The 20881-nt window shown below is 56.8% G+C and carries 21 protein-coding genes and 2 tRNA genes; 4 read left to right on the forward strand and 19 right to left on the reverse strand.

Annotated elements, in window-relative coordinates:
* Nucleotides 1-12: 12 nt before the first annotated feature.
* The 9 genes from PY311_RS05815 to PY311_RS05855 form a co-directional block, all read right to left on the reverse strand.
* Complete coding sequence (locus PY311_RS05815) at nt 13-5298, reverse strand: SpaA isopeptide-forming pilin-related protein (RefSeq protein ID WP_286147738.1); 5286 nt, start codon at nt 5296-5298, stop codon at nt 13-15.
* 292 nt (nt 5299-5590) lie between these two features.
* Nucleotides 5591-6559 (reverse strand): CAP domain-containing protein, encoded by a 969-nt coding sequence (locus PY311_RS05820; RefSeq protein ID WP_286147739.1) that lies wholly within the window; start codon nt 6557-6559, stop codon nt 5591-5593.
* A 113-nt stretch (nt 6560-6672) separates the two neighbouring features.
* A complete protein-coding gene (locus tag PY311_RS05825; RefSeq protein ID WP_286147740.1) occupies nt 6673-7455 on the reverse strand; it encodes a class D sortase in 783 nt (260 codons plus the stop codon).
* Complete coding sequence (locus PY311_RS05830; RefSeq protein ID WP_286147741.1) at nt 7452-8369, reverse strand: cell wall anchor protein; 918 nt, start codon at nt 8367-8369, stop codon at nt 7452-7454. Before PY311_RS05830 ends, PY311_RS05825 begins: the two co-directional genes overlap by 4 nt.
* Before the next feature lie 4 nt (nt 8370-8373).
* Entirely contained in the window at nt 8374-8994 is a 621-nt protein-coding gene (locus PY311_RS05835; RefSeq protein ID WP_286147742.1) for a hypothetical protein, read from the reverse strand.
* A gap of 13 nt (nt 8995-9007) precedes the next feature.
* Nucleotides 9008-9739: a DUF3849 domain-containing protein gene (locus PY311_RS05840; RefSeq protein WP_286147743.1), complete on the reverse strand. Its 732-nt coding sequence runs from the start codon at nt 9737-9739 to the stop codon at nt 9008-9010.
* Complete coding sequence (locus tag PY311_RS05845; RefSeq protein WP_286147744.1) at nt 9736-10257, reverse strand: hypothetical protein; 522 nt, start codon at nt 10255-10257, stop codon at nt 9736-9738. Before PY311_RS05845 ends, PY311_RS05840 begins: the two co-directional genes overlap by 4 nt.
* 29 nt (nt 10258-10286) lie before the next feature.
* The gene (locus PY311_RS05850) at nt 10287-11249 is read right to left on the reverse strand and encodes a DNA adenine methylase (protein ID WP_286147745.1); all 963 of its coding nucleotides are present in this window, start codon (nt 11247-11249) and stop codon (nt 10287-10289) included.
* Nucleotides 11246-11554 carry a hypothetical protein gene (locus PY311_RS05855; protein WP_187013526.1) on the reverse strand — a complete coding sequence of 103 codons (309 nt, stop codon included), beginning with the start codon at nt 11552-11554 and terminating at the stop codon, nt 11246-11248. Before PY311_RS05855 ends, PY311_RS05850 begins: the two co-directional genes overlap by 4 nt.
* A gap of 214 nt (nt 11555-11768) precedes the next feature.
* Here PY311_RS05855 and PY311_RS05860 point away from each other — a divergent pair, with 214 nt between their 5' ends.
* A complete protein-coding gene (locus PY311_RS05860) occupies nt 11769-12092 on the forward strand; it encodes a helix-turn-helix domain-containing protein (protein ID WP_256264569.1) in 324 nt (107 codons plus the stop codon).
* A gap of 132 nt (nt 12093-12224) precedes the next feature.
* Nucleotides 12225-12458: a hypothetical protein gene (locus PY311_RS05865; RefSeq protein WP_256264570.1), complete on the forward strand. Its 234-nt coding sequence runs from the start codon at nt 12225-12227 to the stop codon at nt 12456-12458.
* Nucleotides 12459-12492: 34 nt separating this feature from the next.
* Here the strand turns inward: PY311_RS05865 and PY311_RS05870 are convergent, their stop codons facing one another.
* From PY311_RS05870 to PY311_RS05880, 3 genes are read right to left on the reverse strand one after another with little or no spacing between them, the layout of a single operon-like run.
* The gene (locus PY311_RS05870; RefSeq protein WP_286147748.1) at nt 12493-13695 is read right to left on the reverse strand and encodes an antirestriction protein ArdA; all 1203 of its coding nucleotides are present in this window, start codon (nt 13693-13695) and stop codon (nt 12493-12495) included.
* Nucleotides 13688-14668 (reverse strand): DUF4314 domain-containing protein, encoded by a 981-nt coding sequence (locus PY311_RS05875; RefSeq protein ID WP_286147749.1) that lies wholly within the window; start codon nt 14666-14668, stop codon nt 13688-13690. The genes PY311_RS05870 and PY311_RS05875 overlap by 8 nt, the downstream gene beginning before the upstream one ends.
* Nucleotides 14665-15369, reverse strand: a complete 705-nt coding sequence (locus PY311_RS05880; protein WP_286147750.1) for a hypothetical protein — start codon at nt 15367-15369, stop codon at nt 14665-14667. Before PY311_RS05880 ends, PY311_RS05875 begins: the two co-directional genes overlap by 4 nt.
* Before the next feature lie 95 nt (nt 15370-15464).
* On the opposite strand from PY311_RS05880, the gene PY311_RS05885 reads away from it, so the two are divergent.
* Nucleotides 15465-15908 carry a GNAT family N-acetyltransferase gene (locus tag PY311_RS05885; RefSeq protein WP_187013521.1) on the forward strand — a complete coding sequence of 148 codons (444 nt, stop codon included), beginning with the start codon at nt 15465-15467 and terminating at the stop codon, nt 15906-15908.
* A gap of 62 nt (nt 15909-15970) precedes the next feature.
* Here PY311_RS05885 and PY311_RS05890 read toward each other — a convergent pair whose 3' ends face one another.
* The 6 genes from PY311_RS05890 to PY311_RS05915 all read right to left on the reverse strand — a co-directional run bounded on the left by PY311_RS05890 (nt 15971) and on the right by PY311_RS05915 (nt 18862).
* The gene (locus PY311_RS05890; RefSeq protein WP_286147751.1) at nt 15971-16126 is read right to left on the reverse strand and encodes a hypothetical protein; all 156 of its coding nucleotides are present in this window, start codon (nt 16124-16126) and stop codon (nt 15971-15973) included.
* A gap of 34 nt (nt 16127-16160) precedes the next feature.
* Nucleotides 16161-17348 carry an antirestriction protein ArdA gene (locus PY311_RS05895; protein ID WP_286147752.1) on the reverse strand — a complete coding sequence of 396 codons (1188 nt, stop codon included), beginning with the start codon at nt 17346-17348 and terminating at the stop codon, nt 16161-16163.
* The gene (locus PY311_RS05900) at nt 17323-17556 is read right to left on the reverse strand and encodes a hypothetical protein (RefSeq protein WP_286147753.1); all 234 of its coding nucleotides are present in this window, start codon (nt 17554-17556) and stop codon (nt 17323-17325) included. The genes PY311_RS05895 and PY311_RS05900 overlap by 26 nt, the downstream gene beginning before the upstream one ends.
* A gap of 58 nt (nt 17557-17614) precedes the next feature.
* Complete coding sequence (locus tag PY311_RS05905) at nt 17615-18292, reverse strand: hypothetical protein (RefSeq protein WP_286147754.1); 678 nt, start codon at nt 18290-18292, stop codon at nt 17615-17617.
* A gap of 365 nt (nt 18293-18657) precedes the next feature.
* Nucleotides 18658-18750: transfer RNA gene (locus tag PY311_RS05910), tRNA-Ser, on the reverse strand.
* A 24-nt stretch (nt 18751-18774) separates the two neighbouring features.
* A tRNA-Ser gene (locus PY311_RS05915) sits at nt 18775-18862 on the reverse strand.
* A 204-nt stretch (nt 18863-19066) separates the two neighbouring features.
* Here PY311_RS05915 and PY311_RS05920 point away from each other — a divergent pair.
* Entirely contained in the window at nt 19067-19930 is an 864-nt protein-coding gene (locus PY311_RS05920; RefSeq protein WP_286147755.1) for a rhomboid family intramembrane serine protease, read from the forward strand.
* Between the two features lie 120 nt (nt 19931-20050).
* Here the strand turns inward: PY311_RS05920 and rsmI are convergent, their stop codons facing one another.
* The gene (rsmI, locus tag PY311_RS05925; RefSeq protein WP_286147756.1) at nt 20051-20881 is read right to left on the reverse strand and encodes a 16S rRNA (cytidine(1402)-2'-O)-methyltransferase; all 831 of its coding nucleotides are present in this window, start codon (nt 20879-20881) and stop codon (nt 20051-20053) included.

Genomic DNA, 20881 nt, shown 5'->3' on the forward strand with positions numbered 1-20881 from the left:
TGTTGTTAGCTCTTAATAACCGGTGCGGGGCAGGGGCTTACTGGGGGCGTAGACACGGGTGACCCAGCGGGAGGTCGCCATGATCCACTGCCCGTTGTAGACGCCGCCCGCGTCCGACGTGTTGACGAACTGCGTACCGCCGGTGAGCTTGGCAAGTGCCTTGCAGTCCACGCGAGGGGCCTCCACCTGCCGGAAGTTGGCGGGGACGATGCCGAACGCAGCCATAAACTCCGTCACATACTCGTTGGAGGCAAGCCCCAGCGCCGCGGGGGAAGCATCCAGCACATAATTTTTGGATGTGCTCAGGTTATCCGCCAGCGTGCGCCAGGTACCGCCGCTGAGATTCGTGCGATACACGATCTTATAATTTCCGGGAGTATTCCACGTGCCAGTATAGATGGTCTGGAGCCGAACCGCCTTGACAGGCAAAGTGTCTCTCCAGTAGAACGACTCCAGCGCCGTGGTGGAATTGTTGGCAATACCGGTGAAATTGTAGCGGACAAGCTGCCCCGGCATGACCTCCACATAGCCGGTTTTCTTGATCGACACATTCGTTGAGAGGGATTTGTTAGCCATGCTTGCCTTGACGATCTGACCGGCATACTCAATTTCTACCTCAATGGGCGTCTTATCCAGTCCGTAAAACTCCGCCGCCTTGGATTCCACGATCTTATACCGCGCCAAAGGCAGGGGTTTACTCACCGCCAAGCCGTTTTTATCCGTCTTGATCGTATCCACCAGCCGATTGGTGCGGGCGTTGTAGATCTCAAAGACAGTGTTGGAGATGGGCGTCCCGGCAGGCCAGCCGTTCATGGCGTTGTAGTCGGCGCTGACCTTCGTCACTTGGATCTGGCCGGTGATTGGGGTATTCTTCCACTCGATTTCCGTGGTTTCACCAGACTTTACATACACGGTCTTTTTCTGCGTGTCGGGGATGTAGCCCTCATTCTCCAGTTCCCGCAGATAGTAGCGGCCATCTTCCAGTCCCTCAAACCGGACATAGCCCCGGTCATCGCTGGTTTCCTGCGCGATGGGATCGTTGCCGCTGTCATAGAGGATGAAGGACACGCCGGGGATGCCCTCGCCGGTGACGGCATTGACCTTGTGGAGCAGGATGCCGGAGATGGCCTTGTTGGTGATCTCCAGCGTGGCGGTCTGCCCATCCCTGACCTCGACCCGATGGGGCGTGTCATCCAGACGGTAGCCCTCGGCAGCCTTCCGCTCCGTCACGGTGTACCATCCATTTTCCGCTTTGGGGAGATAGATCACGCCGTTTTCATCGGTGGTGAAGGTGCCGACGATCTCGCCATCCATTTTCCGGATCTCGAACTGGACACCGGGGATGCGTTCTCCGGTTTTTTCGTCCTTTTTAATGACGGTAAGCCCGCCCGCGCGGACATTATAAAAGCGAAGGGTCTGCACCTCGCCCGCCTTGATGAGAATGGATTTCGGCGTGCCGTCCAGCACAAAGCCCTCCACGGTCTTGACCTCCCGCGCCGTAACGGTGGTGCCAGGGGTCAGGTCATGGATAACGACGCGTCCATTTTCATCGGTGATGAACTCTCCGTTGGAGTTGCCCACCACCGCGCCGGAGCTGTCGGTGACAAGGAAGGTCACGCCCTTCAGCGGCGTTGTGGTGCCTTCGATATACTTTTCGATCACAAGGGTGGTGCTGGGCGTGTTGGTGAAGTGGAGGGCCTGGGTGTCATTGGGGTTGACTACCACCGTCTGGGTGCGGCTGGCCTCGTCGATGGTGTAGCCGGGAATGGTGGCCGTTTCCGTCACCACCAGCGTCCCCACCACACCATGGATGGTGATTTTGCCATCCTTGTCGGTGAAGTACAGGCCGTTGCTGCTGATCTGTCCATTTTCAGCGGGTACAAACTCGCCGGTAGAGGTCGTCACCTTGAAGGTCACGCCCTGCAAGGGCTTCCCGGTGAGGGAATCCCGCTTGTCGATCACCAGGGTTCCGGCCTTGGAGTTTTTCACGATGACAGTCTGCGTATCACCGTTTTTGCCGATGACCACGTTTGTGGACGCACGATCCATCACATACCCTGCCGGGGCCTTGATCTCAGTCAGCACATAAGCGCCGGGAGCCAGATTGGTGATTTTGATCTCGCCCTGACCGTCGGTGGTAAAAATGCCATTCTGCGTCAGGGTGCCGGTGCCGATCACGCCATCCAGCCCCACCTCACAGCCAGCGGCAGTGGTCACACGGAACTCCGCACCGGGGAGGGGCTGACCGGTAGTGCTGTCCCGCTTCTGGATGATGAGCTTACCCTTGGGCTGATTTTTGAAGGTCAGGCTGACCGTGCGGCCCTCCTTGATCTGAACGGTCTGGCTCTGGGTATCAATGATATAGCCGTCCGGAGCCTTCGTTTCCGTCACAATGACGCTCTTGCCGGGTTTCAGGCCGGGGATGCGGATCTCGCCGTGCTCGTCCGTCCGGAAGATGCCATTGGCGTCACCGATCAGCGTGCCGTCCGCGTAGGTGATCTTAAATTCCGCGTTGGCGAGGGTCACGCTGGGGTTCACGGAACAGACCTTGCGAATCAGCAGGATGCCGTCCGGGGCGTTGTCAAAGCGGACGGTGACAACACTCTGCTCACCGCTGTCCGCCAGATAGATCGTTTCCGAGGCGTTGATGATGGAGTACCCATCGGCAGGGTCAACCTCCTCCACGATATAGGTGCCGCTTTTCAGGCCCGTCCAGATGGCGGTGCCGTTCTTGCCGGTGACCTTCTGCCCGATGGTCGTGCCGCCGGTGCCGGAGGTGCCGCCCAAAAACCGCAGCTGGAAGGTGCAGCCGGGGAGAGCCTCATGGGTCACGCTGTCGTACTTCTCGACAACGATGGCGTTCAGCGGGGTATTCTGGAAGGTCAGTGTCTTGCTCTCACTGCCGTGGAGGATGATCTTCTGGGTGGAGGGTTCCTTCATCTGGAAACCGGGAGCGGGCTCCACCTCGGTCACAGTGTACTCGCCGGGATAGAGCCGCTTACCCTGCTCATGGAGCCGGATCTCGCCCTTGGCGTCTGTGAGGATATTTCCATAGTCGATGGTGCCGGGGGCCTCGGCGGATTCGCCGCTGCTGGTGTAGGTGATGTGGAACTTGGCTCCCTCCACAGGAGCGCCCGCCACGCTGTCCTTCTTGTAGATGGTGAGCTGTGGCATTTTCCGATTCTTGAAAGTGACATTCACCTCGTCACCGGCGTTCAGGCTGACGGTCTGCTCCCTGTCGGCGTTTTTACTGGGCAGGTAGTACGGAGCGGGAACCGACTTTTCTGTAATTTTGTAACTGCCGGGGGCGACGTGGTCCGTCACGGTGCCGTCCTCACTGGTGGTCCAATCGGCGGAGAAATCACTGTCGATGCCTTCTACGGTGAACACGGTGCCGGGGATGGGCTTGGAATCCTCCGCGTCGATTTTGGTGACGGTCAGCCGGGGCATTTTCAGATTTTCAAATACGAGGTTTTGATCGTCACCGGGGCCGAGGTAGATCGTCTGGATCGTCTCGCCGCCCACCACATAGGGGGCAGGGACGGATATTTCCTTTACCTCATAGCTGTCAACAGGGACAGCGGTGAGAACCGCCTTGCCGTCCGGCCCGGTGGTGACGTCCTGATGATAGCCGTAATGGATGCCCTTGATCTCAAAAACGGTGCCGGGGATGGGCTGCTTGGTCTGCTTATCCAGCTTCTGGATGGTCAGATTGGGGAGCTTCTGATCTTTGGCCGTTACGGTCACGGTGCCGCCGCCATTGACGGTGGCATGATCCACATGGGCGCAGACGGGGGCGGTCAGCTTGGCGTAGGGCGCAGGGGCGCTGACCTCCACAAAGGCGTACATCCCCTCCGTCACATGGGGGACGGTGATTTTGCCGGAGGCGTCTGTGACCTCCGTGCCGATCAGCTGGCCGTCCCGGAGGATGTGGAATACCGCGCCGGGGAGGGGCGCGTTGGCGTCGGTCAGCTTGATGAGCTGGATCTTTACCTTCGCGTCATTCTCAAAAACGAGCGATACGTCTGTTTTGCCGTCCCAATAGAATTCCTGACGGACTTTGCCAGCGTCCTTGCTCAGAGAGTAGCCGTTGGGCGGCGTCATTTCTTCCGCCACATAGCTGCCGATGGGCATGGTATCCCAAGGCACATCCGTGAGCGCGCCGCCCGCTCCGGTGGTATAGGTGCCGGTGAAATTGTTATCCACACCGGTGATCTTGATGACCGCCCCGGCAAGGCCCTTGGTGGGATCGTCCGCGTCCACCTTGCGGATCTTACCGGTGGCGGTGACGGTGGGGGTGTCTGTAAAGGTGATCGTCACGGTGCTGCTGCCGTTATTCGGCAGGACCACATATTCAGGCCCCGCGTTGTCGATCTCGTAGCCGTTCGGAGCCGCCGTTTCCGTTACGGCGTAGGTTCCGGCGTCCAAGGGAGAGAAGGTATAGGTGCCATCCGCGCCGGTGACGATGTCCTTGGAGAAGGAGCCATTGGTGGATTCCACATGGAACCGCGCTCCGGCAAGGCCCTTGGTGGGGTTGGTGGCGTCTACCTTCTTGACCACCAGCTTGTACTGCTCGTTTGTCACGGTAAGACTGCCGATCATAACGCTCTGGACGGTGCTGGCGGGGTGGGCGGCAGAGCCAGCGCCGGTGAAGGAATACTCTTTTACGGCGCAATCGCCCCAAACATCCTGCTTGCCCAGATCCAGGATATATTTCGCCCGGTCCCGGAATGTGGCGCCGTCGCAGGTCTGGTCGATGCTGGTATAGCTCGCGCCCTTCAGCGAGTTCCAGACGTACATCAATTCCTCCGCACAGGCGGTGGCGGAATCACCCAGGGAGCCGTCCTTATACCGCCACACGATGGCCTGCACCCAGGCGTTCATGTACCAGCTATAACCGGAATCCCAGATGTCATCCACGCCAAGGGCGTGGGCCTTGTCCGTGAAGATGCCGAGGGAGTGGGCGTAGTAATAGGCCATCATCATTTTAACGGTGGGATCGGTGACGGGCTTCGGATCGCCCCAGGTCTGGCCGATCAGGGAGGTGCCCATGCCGCCGCCCTTCGTCCCGCAGAAGCCCACGGAGGACTTCCCGGCCACGCCGTAATACATCTGGTGCATTGTGCATCTGCCAAGGCTGGCGGACTGATAGGAAACGCCGCTCATGCCGAACCGTTCCAGCTTGATGGTGTCGGCTCCCGCCGCAAGCGCGGCAGTGGGGAGCAGGCCGAGAACGCAGATCAGGGCCAGCAGCATCGCGGTCACGCGATTTTTCAATGAATGCCATGTCTTTTTCATCGTTATTTGACCTTTCTTTTTAGATTTGCTCATAAAAAATGGCCTTCCTGCGATGAAGCAGGAAGGCCATGGAGTCTGTCGATAAAGTAGAGAATTCTCCGCGACGGTAAGGAAGGGTGTGCGCGGGAAACCCAAGAAGGGTGTCCCGCGCCATTGAAATCCTAAGTTTTCAGAACTTTTATAATGTTCTGAAAACTTGTTCAGCGGGGAGAAAAAACTTTTTCGACACGCTGAAATGGCCTTCCGGCAATGAAGCTGGAAGGCCATGTGAGCATATTGAGTTGCGGATAGGTTATGCGTAGGGATTGTGCGCGTTGGGATCACCGACGAACAGGAAGCAGATCGTTTCGCCCTCATCAGTTGAGACCCCGACGCCGATGGTGTCGCAATCAGGGTCAACCATCGTCTGGAAGTGGCCGGGAGAATTCCGCCAATTTTCCACTGCCCGCTCTGCGGTTTCCGAGGCGGGCACATTTGCGAACGCGGTGATGTTCGATCCAAATCCATGGGGATACCCAGCAGCCGCTACCGCCTCGCACTCCACCTTGTTCTGGTGGTATGTGACACGCAGGGACGCACAATGCTGCGCCGCGTCCATCAGAGCCGCGTTGACCGTCAGCTCCGGCGCGCCGTTTTCACGGCGTACCTGATTGACCAGCCGGACGATCTCCTGCCGTGCCGCGTCTGTCTGACTGGCGCCGGATTCCGGAATGCTTGCGCCTTGCTTGCCGTCAGCCACTGTCAGCGTCAAAGCGGCGGTCTGGCCGTGCTGATCGGTCACGACCACGTCGGATGTGCCGCTGCTGACCGCGATTGCGGTCCAGAGGCCGGAGGCATTCTCAACGCGGATGACATTGGGCTGCGTGGAGACCACACTTTTTATATCCGCGCTGGGACTGATATTCAAGCCGCTGCGGTCTCCGGGGCGGAGGGCGCTGCCCTTGTAGCTGCTGACGCGGATGCCGGATGCGGCAGGGGCGATCCCCGTGTATGGATGTCCGGTGTCGATTTGGACTCCGGCGTTCCAATAAACATTGAAACCGACCTGCTTGCCCATGTCCCGCAGCTTCACATAGTTATGTCCCGCAATGTTGTAGGCTTGCATTTCCACCTGCTGACCATCCACAAAGATGGGCTGCCAGGTAGGTTCCGCCGTGATCCCGGCTGCGGCTGCGATAGAGCCGCCGGTCAGCGCCGCGCCGATCACCATGCCTGTGAGCATCATACTGACATTCTTTCTCACGTTTTTGCTCTCGTTCATCTTTCTGCCTCCATTCTAATTATGTATGTGTGAAAATCTTCTTCGCAGCTTCACCATATCACAAGTGGAGGGCAGAAGTCGAACAGAACTGATTCGGCAAAAGGGAGAAAGATTCAGACCTCCGCTGCGGTGACGCACCAGCGCTGGTCCCGCTGGTTGCGGACGCAGGTGTAGAGCGTCAGCATATTTTCACCGGAGTCAGCAAGGCCGCCGCGATCCGTTTCGCTGACCTTGAATACATCCGTCACCTTGTAGGTACGGGTGCCCAGCTTGGTGGTCAGGGTGATGTTGTCCCCGATGTCCAGCGTGTGGATCTGGCCGAAATAGCTGTTGACGCCCCGGTTATGAGCGGCGAGGCAGACGTTGCCGTTCCAGATGGAGGTGTCCTCGAAGTGTCCGACGCCTTTGGCAAGTGTCTTGCTGTCCGTCCCCTGATAAATGCGGACGCTCAGATCCAGCGAGGGGATCTCCAACCTGCCGAGGGAGCCGTTTTTGTAGTAGAGGTCGCCCGTCACCTCTGTGAACAGCACGGCGGGCTGATAGCCGCTGCCGCTATTCACCGTGCTGCCGGGTGTGACAACGCCGGAGGCGCTGCCGCCAATGACCGCGCCGGACGCGGGAATACCACCGGGGGCAAGGTTGGGCGTGAGGTATTCACCGGTGTGGAGGGCGTTCATGCTCTCCGAGCCGAAAGCAGGCGGAATGAGCGCTGCGTTTTTGCTCATGTCGGCGTTTTTCATAGCGCCGCCGTCCGCTGTGTGGATGACCTCAATAGATGTGTCTTTGCCGAAGTCATAATCGTCCGGCGCGGCGATACTGTATTCCAGCGCATACGCCGGAGCCGCCAGAGCTGCTGTCATGCAAAGGCTCAGGCAAAGGGTGATGATCTTTTTCATTCTGTATCCTCCTCATTTGCATTTTCTCTTTTGCGTTTTACCAGCAGCGCGCCGCCGACGCCCGCGCCTGCCGCGGCCACGATCCCAATGGGAATGAGCACATAAGACCAGCGGAACGCGGACGCCGTGGCGGGTGTCTCCGCAGGCTCCGTGGACTGGATGGGCGTTCCCTCAAAAATGGCGACATAGCGGACACGGTTCAGGGCGATCCGGCTGACCGTGCCCACATAATCCGCCGTGACGGTATAGCCTTTCACATAGCTGCTGGTGGCGCTGCCGGAATAGGTGGCAACGGCTGTGTAGCGGTCTGCCACAGCGTAGCCGTCCAGATTGGCGGTGTTGTCCGTCTGCCACTGGATGTCCGTGAGCGTCAGGGTCTTACCGTTTTCCGTAATGGTTTTGGGAAGATACTGCGTATCCTGCTCGGCAAGGTTAGGATAGCTGCGCTTGGTGGAGATTCCCTTGGTGGCAGTGCCGTAGCCGGACGGCTCCACCTGCACGGTATCAAGTCGGAGCGTCAGGGTTCCCATGAGACCGTCATCCGTGATGAATTCCCGCTCCTGCGGCAGCAGCGCCAACACAGATTCCATATCTTTCTTGGCACTTTCAACGGAAATGTGCTCCGTGTGTTGGCGGCTCTCATTTTCCGGAAGCTCCTGCTTCAAAAGGTCCGTCAGGGTGTAGTGGAAGCCGTCCTGCCGGAAGTCCGAGCGGGGGATACCGGTAGGATCGTCTTCGGGGCTCAGATCATAGATCTTTTTCAGTTCCGTGCCATCGTCACTGCGAACGATGGCGGTGGGGTAGCAGACCTTGGCGTTCGGTACCGCAGGCTCAAAGTCCGCCGCCAGCGCGGTGGGCGTCAGCGACAAGGTCAGGCACAGCGCCGCGGCGCAAAGGGAAAGCATTCGTTTCATGTAGTTATCCTCTTTTCTTCATTTTATAGTGATCTCTTGTCTGCTCCAGCAGGAGGTCATATTCCCAAGGCTCCACTTCTAAGGAGAGGTAGGCCCCATCCTTCGTCATGCCGTCCACTCGATAGCGCAGCACCAGAGGAAGCTGCCGCTGCTTTTTCACATCCTGGGGCGAGAGCCAGCCAGCACCTCCCACAAAAACAGCGCGAATGGCGGAATCGTAGTTTTCTTCATAGCCCTGCCAGAGAAGGGCCTCCCGCAGTTCTTTCCGCAGCTTCTTGCGCTGGGGAACGGGGATCAGGCGCTCCGGCTCCAGAAGAAAACGGGGCCGCAGGCTTTCCATGCAAACCTCCAGCGCGTCTTTCAGGGCAGCGTCCTTTTTCACCAAGCCGCCGCGCCAGTGATCTGCCGCCAGAACATCCTCACCCTGGGCATCGCCGGGGAAAAGACGCACACAGCGGATGAGCTCATAGGCGTGGGCATCATCCGCCATGCCGAGGACGCGGGCCCCATCCATAGGGAGCGACCGGTAATGGGAGATCGCGTCATTCAACGCGGAAAAACGTTTCACACCCCAGCCGGATCTTCCGGGCCGAAGATCGTCCACGGTGTAATAGGTCATGCTCATGCAAGTATCCTCCTCACTTCATTTTCATACCGCCCATAGTGAGGGCGTCCGTCTGTTCCTGTGTCATCAGCTCTTCCAGCTTTTCCCGCGCCCATCCGGGCAGAAACTTGTCATCCAGTACACCGATGAAATCCTCCCGGTTCCATCTGGCTGTTTCGCCGTCCGAGAGGCAGGTGGCAAAGACTGCGCGACCACTGGAATGAGGCTCGCAGCCAAAGCCGCTCCGAGCATACAGAAGTTGGTAATCCTGCCCCCAATACTGCTCCCGCAGCGCCTCCGGTGACAGCACCAGCACCTTGCCGGTGAAGTCCTGCTCCGCACGGTCACCAACGCAATGCTCCGCGCCGAACAGATCCAGCGCCTGCACTGCCTTGCGGTAGAAAGTGACGAAGCCATCCAGCACGGCCGGATGGCTTCGGACAACAAAATCGCTGTTGTGGTTGATGTCTTTGGGAATGCAGGCGTGCTCCGCCCACTGCTTGTTGGCATGGCCGAAACGTCCGTCCCACTTGAGCTCGTGCAGGGTGTTGGCAAGCACCCACGCGGTGCGCTTGTAGCCGTATTCCTCCAGCACCGGCGTGATACAGTTCTTGTCCAGATGCATTCCGTCGAAGCTCTGACGGATGGCGTCCTCGATGGCGTTGCGGCAGGCGATGTTTGCCTTGTGGCTCTCCCGCCAGAGGGAAAGCTCGTTCCGATCTCTCGCCTCGGCAGAGGAGTAGGGGTAGAGATAGGTGTCATTCATCCTGAGATCTCCTCCTTTTCCAGCAGGCGGCATACGCCCTCCATCCGCACACCGGAATCCTCCAACATGGTGCGAATATCATCGTCCAGATCGTCGATGAGCACATCCGCGGCGGTTTTCTCCGCTGCCTGCACGATGACTCTGCCCTCCTCTACAAAGGACTCCAGCGCGGCAGTGGGCGAGATCCCCGCCTCCGCCAGCTGACAGGGTGGAATTTCAAGGCCGGAGCAGTGGGGTTTGCGTTCACAGGCGCCGCATACCGTTTCCGTCATTCCGGCCTCCATTGCCATCTGGCTTCGTTCCGCCAGACGGGAGATCAGCTGCGGTGCAACGGCAGAGATGAGAGAAATGGTTTTCAGCAGCTCTGCCACGGTGGGATCTCCCGGCAGCAGCAGAACACAGCCGCTGTCGGTATGGAGGATCAGGTCGCTGACATCTGCAAGGCCGGAGAGCTGCAGCGCGGCACGGGGAATGGTAAGGGTCTTGTTCGCGGGGTCATGGTTCAAATGGAATTTCATGATGTTTGCCTCCTCTTTTTTTGATTTGTTTAACATTTCAATGGGCACTTTGGCTCGTGGATCATCTCATAGCGGGTATCGCCGTCACCGCCCAGCAGGTTTTCCAAGGAGAGCTGCCAGCAAGCCTTGCGGGGATCATAGTTCGTGATGATGATTTCCTCATATTCACTTCCTGCCCTTTGCGACATACTATTTGGGCGCGAGGTCCGGAAAATAAAGCAGCCATCTTGATAGAGATCGCAAATGTATTCCCGATAGTTATACGAAACAATAAAGTACCCCTCACTCCCGATGAGCACATCGTGAAGCCGCTGGTGATCCTCCAGCGGGAACTCTACCGGATAGCAGCCCTCTGCCATATAGTAGGGCGGATCGCAGTAAAGTACGGCATTCTTCCTGTCATATTGGCGAATCAGCTCCTCAAAGTCCTTATTCTCAATGACAACATTGGCCAGCCTGCGGGAGCACTCCCAAATCAGATGGAAGAAACGGCGGATATCGCAGGGCTTACCGCCGAAGGACTTGGCGCCGCCGCTGAAGCTGTATCGCACCAGCTTGAAGTAATCCGCGGCACGGCGAATATCTCCGCGTGGCGCGCGTTCCAACATGAGGGCACGGATGGCTTCTGCGTCAGGCGGCTTGAGGTAGACCTCCGTCAGATCCATTTCCTCCTGCAGATAATCATCCGTGATCTCATCCTTTGAGAAAAATTTATAGAGGACGTTGAAGTCATCCCGTGTGTTCAGCGGCAGGAACCCCAATTCCGCTAAGAGCGCCATGGTACGGTTTTTCACGCAGCAGAAGAGGTTCGTCAGATTTCCGTTGTAGTCATTGTAGACCTCCATACAGCCCCGCTGGATAGGACGGCTTATCGTCACCGTGCCGCTGCCGCCGAATACATCGATGAAACGCTTATAGTGGTCCGGCATCAGCTTGTTGATGATCCACAGCAGCTTGCCCTTGCCGCCTACCCAGGGGATAAAGCTGTTCAAGATGCACCTTCTTTCAAAGGAAAAGCATCCAGTGACCGCTCTAATCCGCGTCTTGCTGCCGCAAGTCCATTTTCCATGTTTTGAAGCTGCTGAATCGTGGAGTAGACTTCACCGGCAGTCGCCGCGTAGAAGTATCCGCATCGATCGCTCCCAATAGGAACACCCTTGCGTCTCATACGATTTACCAGTTTTCGAAGATCTGTTCCGCTAATCCCTATAGCCGCTTCCAGCGCAGCGCTGCTCGCACTGTACCTTCGCCCGGTACATGCTCCTTTCAGATAACTCAATAATTTTTCTTCTCGCATTTTTGCTCCTTTCCGGAGTTGTACTCCCGGAGGAAGGGACAATGCGCAAAAAAGAAGGGGCCGCTTTCCCCCTCCGGGAATACGGCCCCTGAGTGTGATTGTTTTTCTGAATGTTCCGTTCTTGCGGAACGGTAATCGCCCCGTGTGCTCCTGTGAAACAAACGCTATCTCCCATATAATTTAAGAACGGATACCGTTCAAAAGGAGATTGCGTATGGATCAGGTCGCATTGGGTAAACGGATCAAGGCCGCTCGCGAGCGAGTCGGCATGACGCAGGAAGATCTTGCTGCCGCTGTGGATTATAGCGTGGATCATGTGAGCGTTGTAGAGCGGGGCGTGAAGCCGCCAAAGCTGGAAAAGCTGGTTGCCATTGCCAACGTGCTCAATGTTGGGACAGACGAGCTTCTTCAGGACAGTTTGAACGCGGCGACGATGCTCCGAGCCACGGAACTCTCCGAGCGTTTGAAGACGCTCTCCCCGGACGGGCAGCGTAAGGTGATGAATGTGCTGGACGCATTGATCACTGAATTCCAGTAACAGTATGACAGAGGTTTGCTTTTTGCAGACCTCTGTTTTTTTCGACTGCGTTCGACATGTTTCCCGTAGACTCCTGTGGTATTGTAGTTCCACGAGAACGATAACCGTTCTAAAAAGGAAAGAGTGAACGATATGAAACAAATGAATATTCGTGCCGAAGCAGCTCTGCTGGAAGTAGCCCGCAGACACCATACCACCGTGGAAGAGGTGCGCAGGGAGATCCGTCTGGCTATGGCGATGGCAATGTGTAACCCTGCCCCTGCCGCGCGGAAAATCTGGGGTGAGATCCCCTGTGATGGAAACGTCCTCACGCCGGAGGATCTCATCACCTATGCCGCGATGCGATGCCGGGAAGGGGAGTTCTGAAAGTTTCTTGCCCGTTTTACGGGTCAAGGCGGTGTTATTTCATTTTCATCTCCATTTTCTGTGTTTCCTGCATTGGTGACAGCATGGGCTGATAGTCCGCACGGTGCAGCAGACCGTAGGGCGAGAGCACGGCGTTGTCCTCTCTGATGAGGTCGCAGCCGTAGGCGTAGAGGTTCACATGGGAGAGCAGCAGCTCCGCCGAATGGTCATCCGTCATGAAGCGTAGGTGGTCAATGGCTGTTTCCTGCGGGGAACTCAAGTCCGGCGTGAGGACGTAGTCCGCCAGATGCTCCGTCAAGAACAGGGCGGTTTCGATGTCCCGTACCTCGAACTGCTCCAACAGAGCCTTCAGTTTTGGCACCTCGGATCTCGGAATGTCCCGCGCGGCCTTGGTGAAGGCGTTAAATTCCTCCAGCTCCATGGGCAGGTCGGTGAAGTCCGCCGCATAGGGGATGATCCCGTCATAATCAATGACCGTGACGCCCTCCCAGCCCTCCACGCCGAGCTGTTCCTGCGCGTCCAGCAGCTCCGCCTCTGCTGCGGGAAGATCCAGTGTCACCGTGCGCGCATCGCCAATGTCGGGATGCAATCCAAGCGTGAGCCGAAAGAGGTATCCCGGCTTTCCCGGCAGCGCCTTTTGGACAGGCGGCGCAGTTGTCAGTTCGTCATCCCGCAGCACATACAGACTGTTCACAAAAACGCCGTTTTCACTGCACCGCATCATTCTTCCAATGCCGGCGAAGTCCAGCATCTCGAATACCTCGTTGGATACGCCGTCCAGTTCGGGGATAAATTCATTTTCCGCGTAGAAGCGGCCAAGCTGGGCGTCATCCGCGGCATCCACCACATGATAGCAGTCTGTTTTTGCGCTGACCGCCAGATTCCGCAGATCCTGCAGCGTGATGACGCCGCCGTTGGCGTTTACTTTTCTCTGCACCTCTATGGAAAACAATCCCTCAAAGGCAACCTCCTGCACCTCATCCAGTACCGACAGCAGCGCGGCAAGGTCGTTCAGTTCGTTGAGGCTGATGTCCAACCCGTCCAAATGGGGCGAGAGATACTCAAAGGCATCGTAGTCTTCGATCTCCATGTATAACTGCTCACCCTCGTTCAGCCGTACCTTGTCCAGCGCATCCACCACCTCCCACGGGGAGGCGGGCAAGTCCAGCTTGGCATAGGATTCGTTGTTGGGTACGCTTTCTTTCGCAAGATATACATGAAATATTTTCTTATCCACGGCCGAGACCTCCCATTTTCATCCCGCCCTGCTCATAGGCCTTCGGGTCCGCACCGGGGATGTTCCAGCCGAACATGGAGCCCGTTTTCATGGCTTTCTCCTGTGCGGGGGTAACGCCAAGCCGCTCGTTGTTATAGTCCGCCAGTTCACGATTATGCGTGGGATCGTTGGTGTTCCAATCACTGTGGTAGTAGCCGCTCTCACCGCGCTTGATGCAGATGAGCTCGCCGGTGCCGGGGAGCGTGGAGAAGCACAACTCCGGCAGACCCTCCGCCAGCTTGGGGGAGAAAAGCTCCTGCTCCGTTTGGATGCTCCACTCGTCCGAATTCCAAAAGTGGACATACAATTCACCGCCGTCATCCACGGAAATCTCCCGCTGCTCAAACCCCTCGCACCAGCCATCAGAAGCCTGTCCGGTGATAAACTCTTTCAAAGTATCCATTTCGGTATCCGACAATTTTCCGGCGACGCGGCATTCCGCCACGCCCCAGAGCTGCCGGTCACGTTCCTCTACGATGAAGACGGCGGAGCGCACCTTGCGGTCAACGCTGTCGGCTTCATCATACCAATGCATGATGCCGCGCTCCGCCTCCTCCGACATCCGGTTTTTCACCAGCGCCGCCGTGATCTGATCCTGATAGCCCCGCAGCTCACTGCCCTCCAGAAGTGTGCTGCTGTCATCAAATTCGCCGTACTCGTTTCGCTCGTAGAGATCGGCGGTCAAGGGCATATACAGCTTGAGGCTGGTCAGCTTGGGCGGCAGCACGGTGAAGCTGTCCTCGCCGGGGATGAGAGGCAGCGTGCGGCCATTGTTCCACTTCATAAAAATTTGCCCCTCATCGTCCACAAAGTCCACTTCGCCCTCGGTGCCGGGAAGAATGGGCGCGTAGGAGTCTTCCATCGAATTAAGCCGGATGCGGGTGCCGGGGGGATACTGCTCCTTGATAAAATTCACCATTTTTCTGTCCATCATTTTATTCCTCCCATTGTCATGCCCTGATCGGGCATTTTTTGATATTCCTCCAACTGACGGGGATTTTCCTCGCCATAGAAGTCAAAGATCATGTCATCCACCTGCTTGCGGACGGTGGGATCGTCGGTCAGCATCTCGTAACGGAAGCCTGTGGTGGGGTGATACGGCAATTCCTCCCGCACACACTTGAGAAAGGCTTTGGCATCGGTAAACTCCTGCGCGTCGCCATTGGCGTAGGACACACGGCCGACCAGCGGCTTGTCCCGCGCCATGTTCTGCCGCTGCACATCGAGATCAAAGCAGGTCAGATAACCGTTATAATCTCCGGGGGACGGATTGCAGCGCAGGCAGTACCGGTAGTGCTCCGTTTCCACGATGTAGCCGTAGTTCTGTGCATAGCCACCGTTGATTTTCCCGCCGTGGTTATAGCAGAAACGCTCCATCGCGAAGCGGCTTTTCAGCACATCTTCACGAAGCTTACCAACGATCTGCTGCAACTCCGCTTTGAACGCGGGGCTGTTCAGTTCCTCCGGGCCACGGGGCCACCAGGTATGCCAGAACTCGTTTCCGCTGCGCCCGAAGTCCATGCGGACACAGCCGACAGCGCCAAGGCGCTTATTTTCTTCGGGGTGCTGGGCATAAAATAAGCCCGCCTCCTCCGGGCGGGCAGGTCGGATATGAAATTGCGTTGAATCTTTCAAGGTTAAGATCTCCTTTCGGTGTAGAATTTGGCTTTACACATTACTGGGGATACGCTATGATGAGGTAAAGAAATCGGAATTTGCAGGTGTGATTGATGAGAATTGTAGAAGTTACAGAAAACAAAAAACAATATCTTGATTTGCTCCTATTGGCGGATGAGCAGGAAGATATGGTTGACCGTTATCTCTATAAAAGTAAAATGTATGTTCTCGATGATGACGGAGTGAAATGCGAGTGTGTCGTAACGGATGAAGGGACTGGAATACTTGAAATTAAGAATATTGCTACAGTTCCCCCATTTCAGCGAAAAGGCTATGCCAAAGCACTGATTGAATTTCTTGTTGAAAAATACCGTGGACAATTTTCGATACTGCAAGTGGGAACCGGCGACAGCCCATTGACGATACCCTTTTATGAAAAATGTGGCTTTGTACGCTCGTATATCGTGCCAAATTTCTTTACGGATCATTATGATCACCCGATATATGAGTGTGGTGTACACCTTGTAGATATGGTGTATTTGCAAAGGCCTCTATAAAACCAATCCCGATTTATCTGCTTAGCAAGCGGCTTGTTCCAAATGGATCGAGCCGCTTTTGCTTACATCATCCTCTGTTCCTGCTGCTGCACCGGGAACGGCGGGTCAAAGCGGCGCAGCAGGCCGAACTCTGTTTTTGTCACGCAGTCGTTTTCCATGCAGTCCTGATCGTATTTCTCGAAATCCATGCAGCCACGGCACAGGGGCCTGCCTCGCATCCTGCCTGCTTACACTTCAGTTCTGCTCGAATGATCATCGTGAAAGCCCTCCCATCTCCATGCGGCTGCTCTGGCTGCCGTTCATCACTTCCTCCATGCGAAAAAAGCCTTTGTAGGCAACATAGCCCCGATCGGTGAACATCCCGTCCTCCGCGTTCATGCGCTCCGTGCCATACTTTTCATAGTCATAAAAAGCGTCAAGATTTTCGTCATACTCGAAGTGGCCGGACTGCCGGATCATGTACTTGCCGTACTCCTCCGGCGTATGTGTGCCGGGGGCGAAGTCAAACAGGTCGAGGCTTTCCGCAAGGTTTTTGATCTGTGCCGCGGACTTTGGCTCTGCCAGCATGACCACGGCACCCAGCTTTTCCATGTCCGCATTTGACAACCCATCCGTCGTCTCTGCCAGTCCGTTAAGATCATAGAGAGTTTCGTACTCCATATCCAGAAGGACATCCACCTCATTGGGAAGCTGGCTGTCCTCCAGCCGCAGGCGGGCATTGGTGGGATCTGTGATGCCCCCGCGAAGGAGGGTGCGATCGAGTTCCTCCCGCTCCATGGGGAGAAACAGCCATGTGATGTGTTCTGTGTCCTCCGGCTTGCTCTTGGATGTCACCGCAACGGTGATGACATTCGGCTCATAGTAATAGCAGGGAAAGAACCGACCGTCGTAGACCGGCTCTAACTTCATGCCGTTGTCGTAGACTACGCCGTAGGGGGTGATCGTGCCGCCGCCGTTTTCGATGAGCCGCCGCGCGGTTTCCTCGCCATCCAGTTTGTTCAGCTCATCCACACTTGCGCTGCCGCCGTGCAGGTTCATGTAGTGGTCACGGCCAACAGCGGCGAGGTCGGAAAAGTCGGTAATGACTGTGGCTTGCTGGCTGCAGAAGGTCAGGTTGATGAGATCCTTTAACTCAAACAGCTCCAGCTTGTGGGCCATTGCCTGAAACTGTGCGGCCTCGCCGGTGTCGAAGCTGTCCAGCCGCTTGGCGAGGTAGTTCAGCTCCTCCACATTGACCGTGAGCATTTCCACTCGCTTGAGTACATCGTAGAAGCTGTCGATCTTCTCTACCTTGCAGTCCGTCTTGAGCGCGTCGCCGATCTCCAACGCCTCCAACAGCTCTATGCAATGCGCGTACTGGTCGTGGGGGATGGGGAACGGGATGGTCGCCACGCCGTATTCCGGGTGACTGGGATTACTCAAAATTGCTTGAAACATCATTTTTTTCCTCCAATCCGTTGATTTTGTTCATCCGTGTCCGCAAGCAGGTTCCATCCGCGCCCCAGCAGAGAAAGCCGTGGCGGGGGTAGGGACAGCCGTCACATTCCGGGGAGCGGCTGCAAACAGGCTCCGGCAGCGGCTCCTGCTGAAAGCCGGGGAAGTGCGGAAGGATGAGCTTGAATTGAATCGTGCCGTAAATTTCCATCATCTTTTCCTCCTCGTTAAAATAAAAAGGCCGAGCAGAAATGCTCGGCCTGCGTGGATATTTATTTCATTGTCATGGTGCCCCGCTCCGGCGCGTCCCGCTGCCGCAGAGCGGCTTCCGGCAGTGATTTGCCGACCTGCTCCATCAGCTCCGCCAGATCCCGATCCCGTCCGCACGAAAGGGTTTCGTCCTGTTCGCGGACAAAAGCCAGTGCGCGGTAGATCTCTGCAAGCTGCTCCGGTTCAAAAAGGGCGTCTTTTGGAACAAGCCCGCCGCGGACGGTGAAGTCTCGCTTGGCGGCATCGTAGTCATCCTGAAAATAATGTCCGTGATGGACGCCTTTGCGGTCGAAGTCCCACTCCCAAGTCACGAATTGGACGCCCCGCTCGGTGGGGTGGGCCGCCAGCACTGCGTCACCGAAGTCAGCAAGGACGCGGTAGTCACCAGTGAGACCGCTGGCTTTGAGCCGCGGCGCGGTTTCCAGAATCGCCATGTACTCCGAAGTCGTTTTGGCGGTGTCGATGACGCTTTGCAGCGCATCCTGCGCCCGGACGCTGTCCACACACTCCTGCCGGTACAACACGCTGCCCTTGCCGGAGATACGGCAGAGACGCCCTTTTTCCCAGCAGACGGGCAGGTGGTGATCCTCAATCGGCTCCACCGTGAAACCGTTCTGTCGCAGCCGGGTGGCGGTTTCTTCAAGGTAACGGAGCTGCATGGTTTCGTTCTGATCGTTCATTGTGAAGTCCTCCTCGTAAGCAAAAAAATAAGCCGGAGCATCCTGAAATGCTCCGGCCGGGTGATGGATTAAGTTGTGAAATGAAAAAGGGCGCCTATTTGATGGCTTCGACGAAACCAACAAACAGACGCCTGAAAGATCGTATGAAATTTTGAGAAAAGATCGCTCTATTCTGCGCCCGCAAAAAGGGCGCTTCTCAGGATTTTGCCTTTGAATCTGTGAAAGGGGGAGTTCGAATCTCCCCAGTTACCAAAATAACGCGAAAATATCTTTTTTTCTGAGTGCGGAATTTGAAATAAAAAAAGGTGGCAACCCTTTGGTATTCTAAGCGTTGCGCTTAAAATATCCGAATTGTTGCCACCTTATGGCGCGGAAGGAGGGATTTGAACCCTCGCGCCGGTTTTATCCAGCCTACTCCCTTAGCAGGGGAGCCCCTTCGGCCTCTTGGGTACTTCCGCAGGTCGATGGTGTTTATGAAAAAATGGCGGAGAGAGTGGGATTCGAACCCACGGAGACTTGCGCCTCGCCGGTTTTCAAGACCGGTTCCTTCAACCGCTCGGACATCTCTCCGTTTCAGGAAAGGACACCCGCCTCTCAAACGCTCGTTTAGTTTAGCATAGTTTTGGCGGCTTGTCAACAAAAAAGTCAGCTTCTTTTCCAAATGGGCGAATCGTTCATAAAATGGAGATGACTTTTGCGATGGGAGCGGTTATAATATCCTATATTGCGGCTTTACTCGGCGGCCGCGGGAAACAAAAGACGGGAGGCATCGCCTTGAAAAAAATCAACCAGTGGATCGACAGGTTCGCCTACAGCCATCCACGCTTCGGGATTCCGAACCTGATGCTCTATATCGTGATTGCCAACGCGGCAACGTACATCCTATCCATGTTCGCGGGCTCGGCGGCGCTGAGCTTTCTGGCGTTTGATTTGTACCATGTGCTCCACGGAGAGCTGTGGCGGCTGGTGACGTTTGTGCTGCTGCCGTTTACCTATCACCCCATTTCTCTGCTGATCATGCTGTCATTTTACTATTTTGTGGGCGGCACGCTGGAGCGGGAGTGGGGGACCGCGAAGTTCACACTGTATTATCTCTGCGGCATGGTGCTCAGCATTCTGTCCACGATCATTCTATCCCTTGCCACGGGCTACTACGGCTGGAGCCTTTCCGACGCCTACTACATCAACCTGACACTGTTTCTGGCCTTTGCGGCGCTGTACCCGGACGCGCAGATCATGTTTTACATGATTATTCCGCTGAAGGCGAAGTGGCTGGCGTGGGCGGATGTTGCCCTGTTTGCGTGGGGCGTGGTTCGGTCGCTGCGCTACGGTATGTTTGCCAGTGCGCTGGCCGCTGTGGTGGCGCTTTTGAATTTCGTCATTTTCTTTTGGGAGGACATCAGCCGTGCACTGGGCGTCCAGAGCCGGCAGCGCTCCCGGCAGACCATCCAATTCAAGTCCGCTGTCCGGCAACAGAAGCGGACGGAGGCGGAGCGGGGCTACCGCCACAAATGCGAGGTCTGCGGCCGCACGGACGCCGACCACCCGGAGCTGGAATTCCGCTACTGCTCCAAGTGTCAGGGCTATCACTGCTTCTGCTCAGACCACATTTTTAACCATGAGCATTTCCGGGAATAAGGCAACCATGTACCTCTGCGGCAGAGGCCGCACATGGCCGGCCTCTTTTATAAAAACTGTAGCGTGAAACAGAGGAGCCGCAGGCGATTGCCTGCGGCTCCTTTGTTATTTGGAAAATGTTTACCGCTCCAGCGCAGCGGCGTACAGCTCGTTTTTGGAGAGTCCCGTGTGCTCGGCGACCTCCTTGGCGGCGTCCTTCAGGCGCATTCCCTGCTCCTTCAGGGTCAAGACCTGCGCCACACCGTCCTCTAACGTCACAGCGGCGCCGGTTTTCGGCGCGGCGCCCTCCACCACTAAAACATACTCCCCCTTGGGGGTATTTTCCTCGTAGTAGGCAATGGCCTCTGCCAGTGTGCAGCGGCGCACCTCCTCGTGGAGCTTCGTTATTTCACGGCACAGGGCGATGCGGCGCTCCGGGCCGAAGGCGGCGCAGAGGTCCTCCAGCGTGGTGCGGAGCTTGTGCGGGGCCTCGTGGAAGATCATGGTCCGGGTCTCGTCCTTCAAGGAATCGAGATGCTCCCGGCGGCTTTTTTTGTTGACGGTGAGGAAGCCCTCAAACGTGAAGCGGCCTGTAGGCAGACCGCTGACTGCCAGCGCGTTGACAGCGGCGCAGCAGCCGGGTACGGCCCGGACCTCCACGCCGTTTTCCGCGCACAGCCGCACCAAATCCTCGCCGGGGTCGGAGATGGCGGGAGTGCCGGCGTCCGTTACCAGCGCACAGCTTTCGCCTGCCAGCAGCCGGTTCAAAACGGCCTGTCCGGCGGTGATGTGGTTATGCTCGTGATAGCTTACCAGCGGCTTTTTGATGCCGAAATGGTTCAGCAGCTTCACGGATACCCGGGTATCCTCGGCGGCGATAAAGTCTGCTTTTTCCAGCGTTTCCACCGCCCGGGGGGTGAAGTCCCCCAGATTGCCGATGGGTGTTGCCACCAAATATAAAATACCAGCCAT

This window comes from Neopoerus faecalis (assembly GCF_029218125.1).
GTDB lineage: Bacteria > Bacillota > Clostridia > Oscillospirales > Oscillospiraceae > Oscillibacter > Oscillibacter faecalis_A.

Coding starts and splice junctions, on each gene's coding strand:
- PY311_RS05855 (WP_187013526.1), bottom strand. CDS start 11,554: ATGCGAGAAGAAAAATTATTGAGTTATCTGAAAGGAGCATGTACCGGG.
- rsmI (WP_286147756.1), bottom strand. CDS start 20,881: ATGGCTGGTATTTTATATTTGGTGGCAACACCCATCGGCAATCTGGGG.
- PY311_RS05845 (WP_286147744.1), bottom strand. CDS start 10,257: ATGAAATTCCATTTGAACCATGACCCCGCGAACAAGACCCTTACCATT.
- PY311_RS05860 (WP_256264569.1), top strand. CDS start 11,769: ATGGATCAGGTCGCATTGGGTAAACGGATCAAGGCCGCTCGCGAGCGA.
- PY311_RS05900 (WP_286147753.1), bottom strand. CDS start 17,556: ATGATGGAAATTTACGGCACGATTCAATTCAAGCTCATCCTTCCGCAC.
- PY311_RS05905 (WP_286147754.1), bottom strand. CDS start 18,292: ATGAACGATCAGAACGAAACCATGCAGCTCCGTTACCTTGAAGAAACC.
- PY311_RS05835 (WP_286147742.1), bottom strand. CDS start 8,994: ATGAGCATGACCTATTACACCGTGGACGATCTTCGGCCCGGAAGATCC.
- PY311_RS05815 (WP_286147738.1), bottom strand. CDS start 5,298: ATGAAAAAGACATGGCATTCATTGAAAAATCGCGTGACCGCGATGCTG.
- PY311_RS05820 (WP_286147739.1), bottom strand. CDS start 6,559: ATGAACGAGAGCAAAAACGTGAGAAAGAATGTCAGTATGATGCTCACA.
- PY311_RS05840 (WP_286147743.1), bottom strand. CDS start 9,739: ATGAATGACACCTATCTCTACCCCTACTCCTCTGCCGAGGCGAGAGAT.
- PY311_RS05890 (WP_286147751.1), bottom strand. CDS start 16,126: ATGCGAGGCAGGCCCCTGTGCCGTGGCTGCATGGATTTCGAGAAATAC.
- PY311_RS05885 (WP_187013521.1), top strand. CDS start 15,465: ATGAGAATTGTAGAAGTTACAGAAAACAAAAAACAATATCTTGATTTG.
- PY311_RS05865 (WP_256264570.1), top strand. CDS start 12,225: ATGAAACAAATGAATATTCGTGCCGAAGCAGCTCTGCTGGAAGTAGCC.
- PY311_RS05830 (WP_286147741.1), bottom strand. CDS start 8,369: ATGAAACGAATGCTTTCCCTTTGCGCCGCGGCGCTGTGCCTGACCTTG.
- PY311_RS05875 (WP_286147749.1), bottom strand. CDS start 14,668: ATGATGGACAGAAAAATGGTGAATTTTATCAAGGAGCAGTATCCCCCC.
- PY311_RS05825 (WP_286147740.1), bottom strand. CDS start 7,455: ATGAAAAAGATCATCACCCTTTGCCTGAGCCTTTGCATGACAGCAGCT.
- PY311_RS05895 (WP_286147752.1), bottom strand. CDS start 17,348: ATGATGTTTCAAGCAATTTTGAGTAATCCCAGTCACCCGGAATACGGC.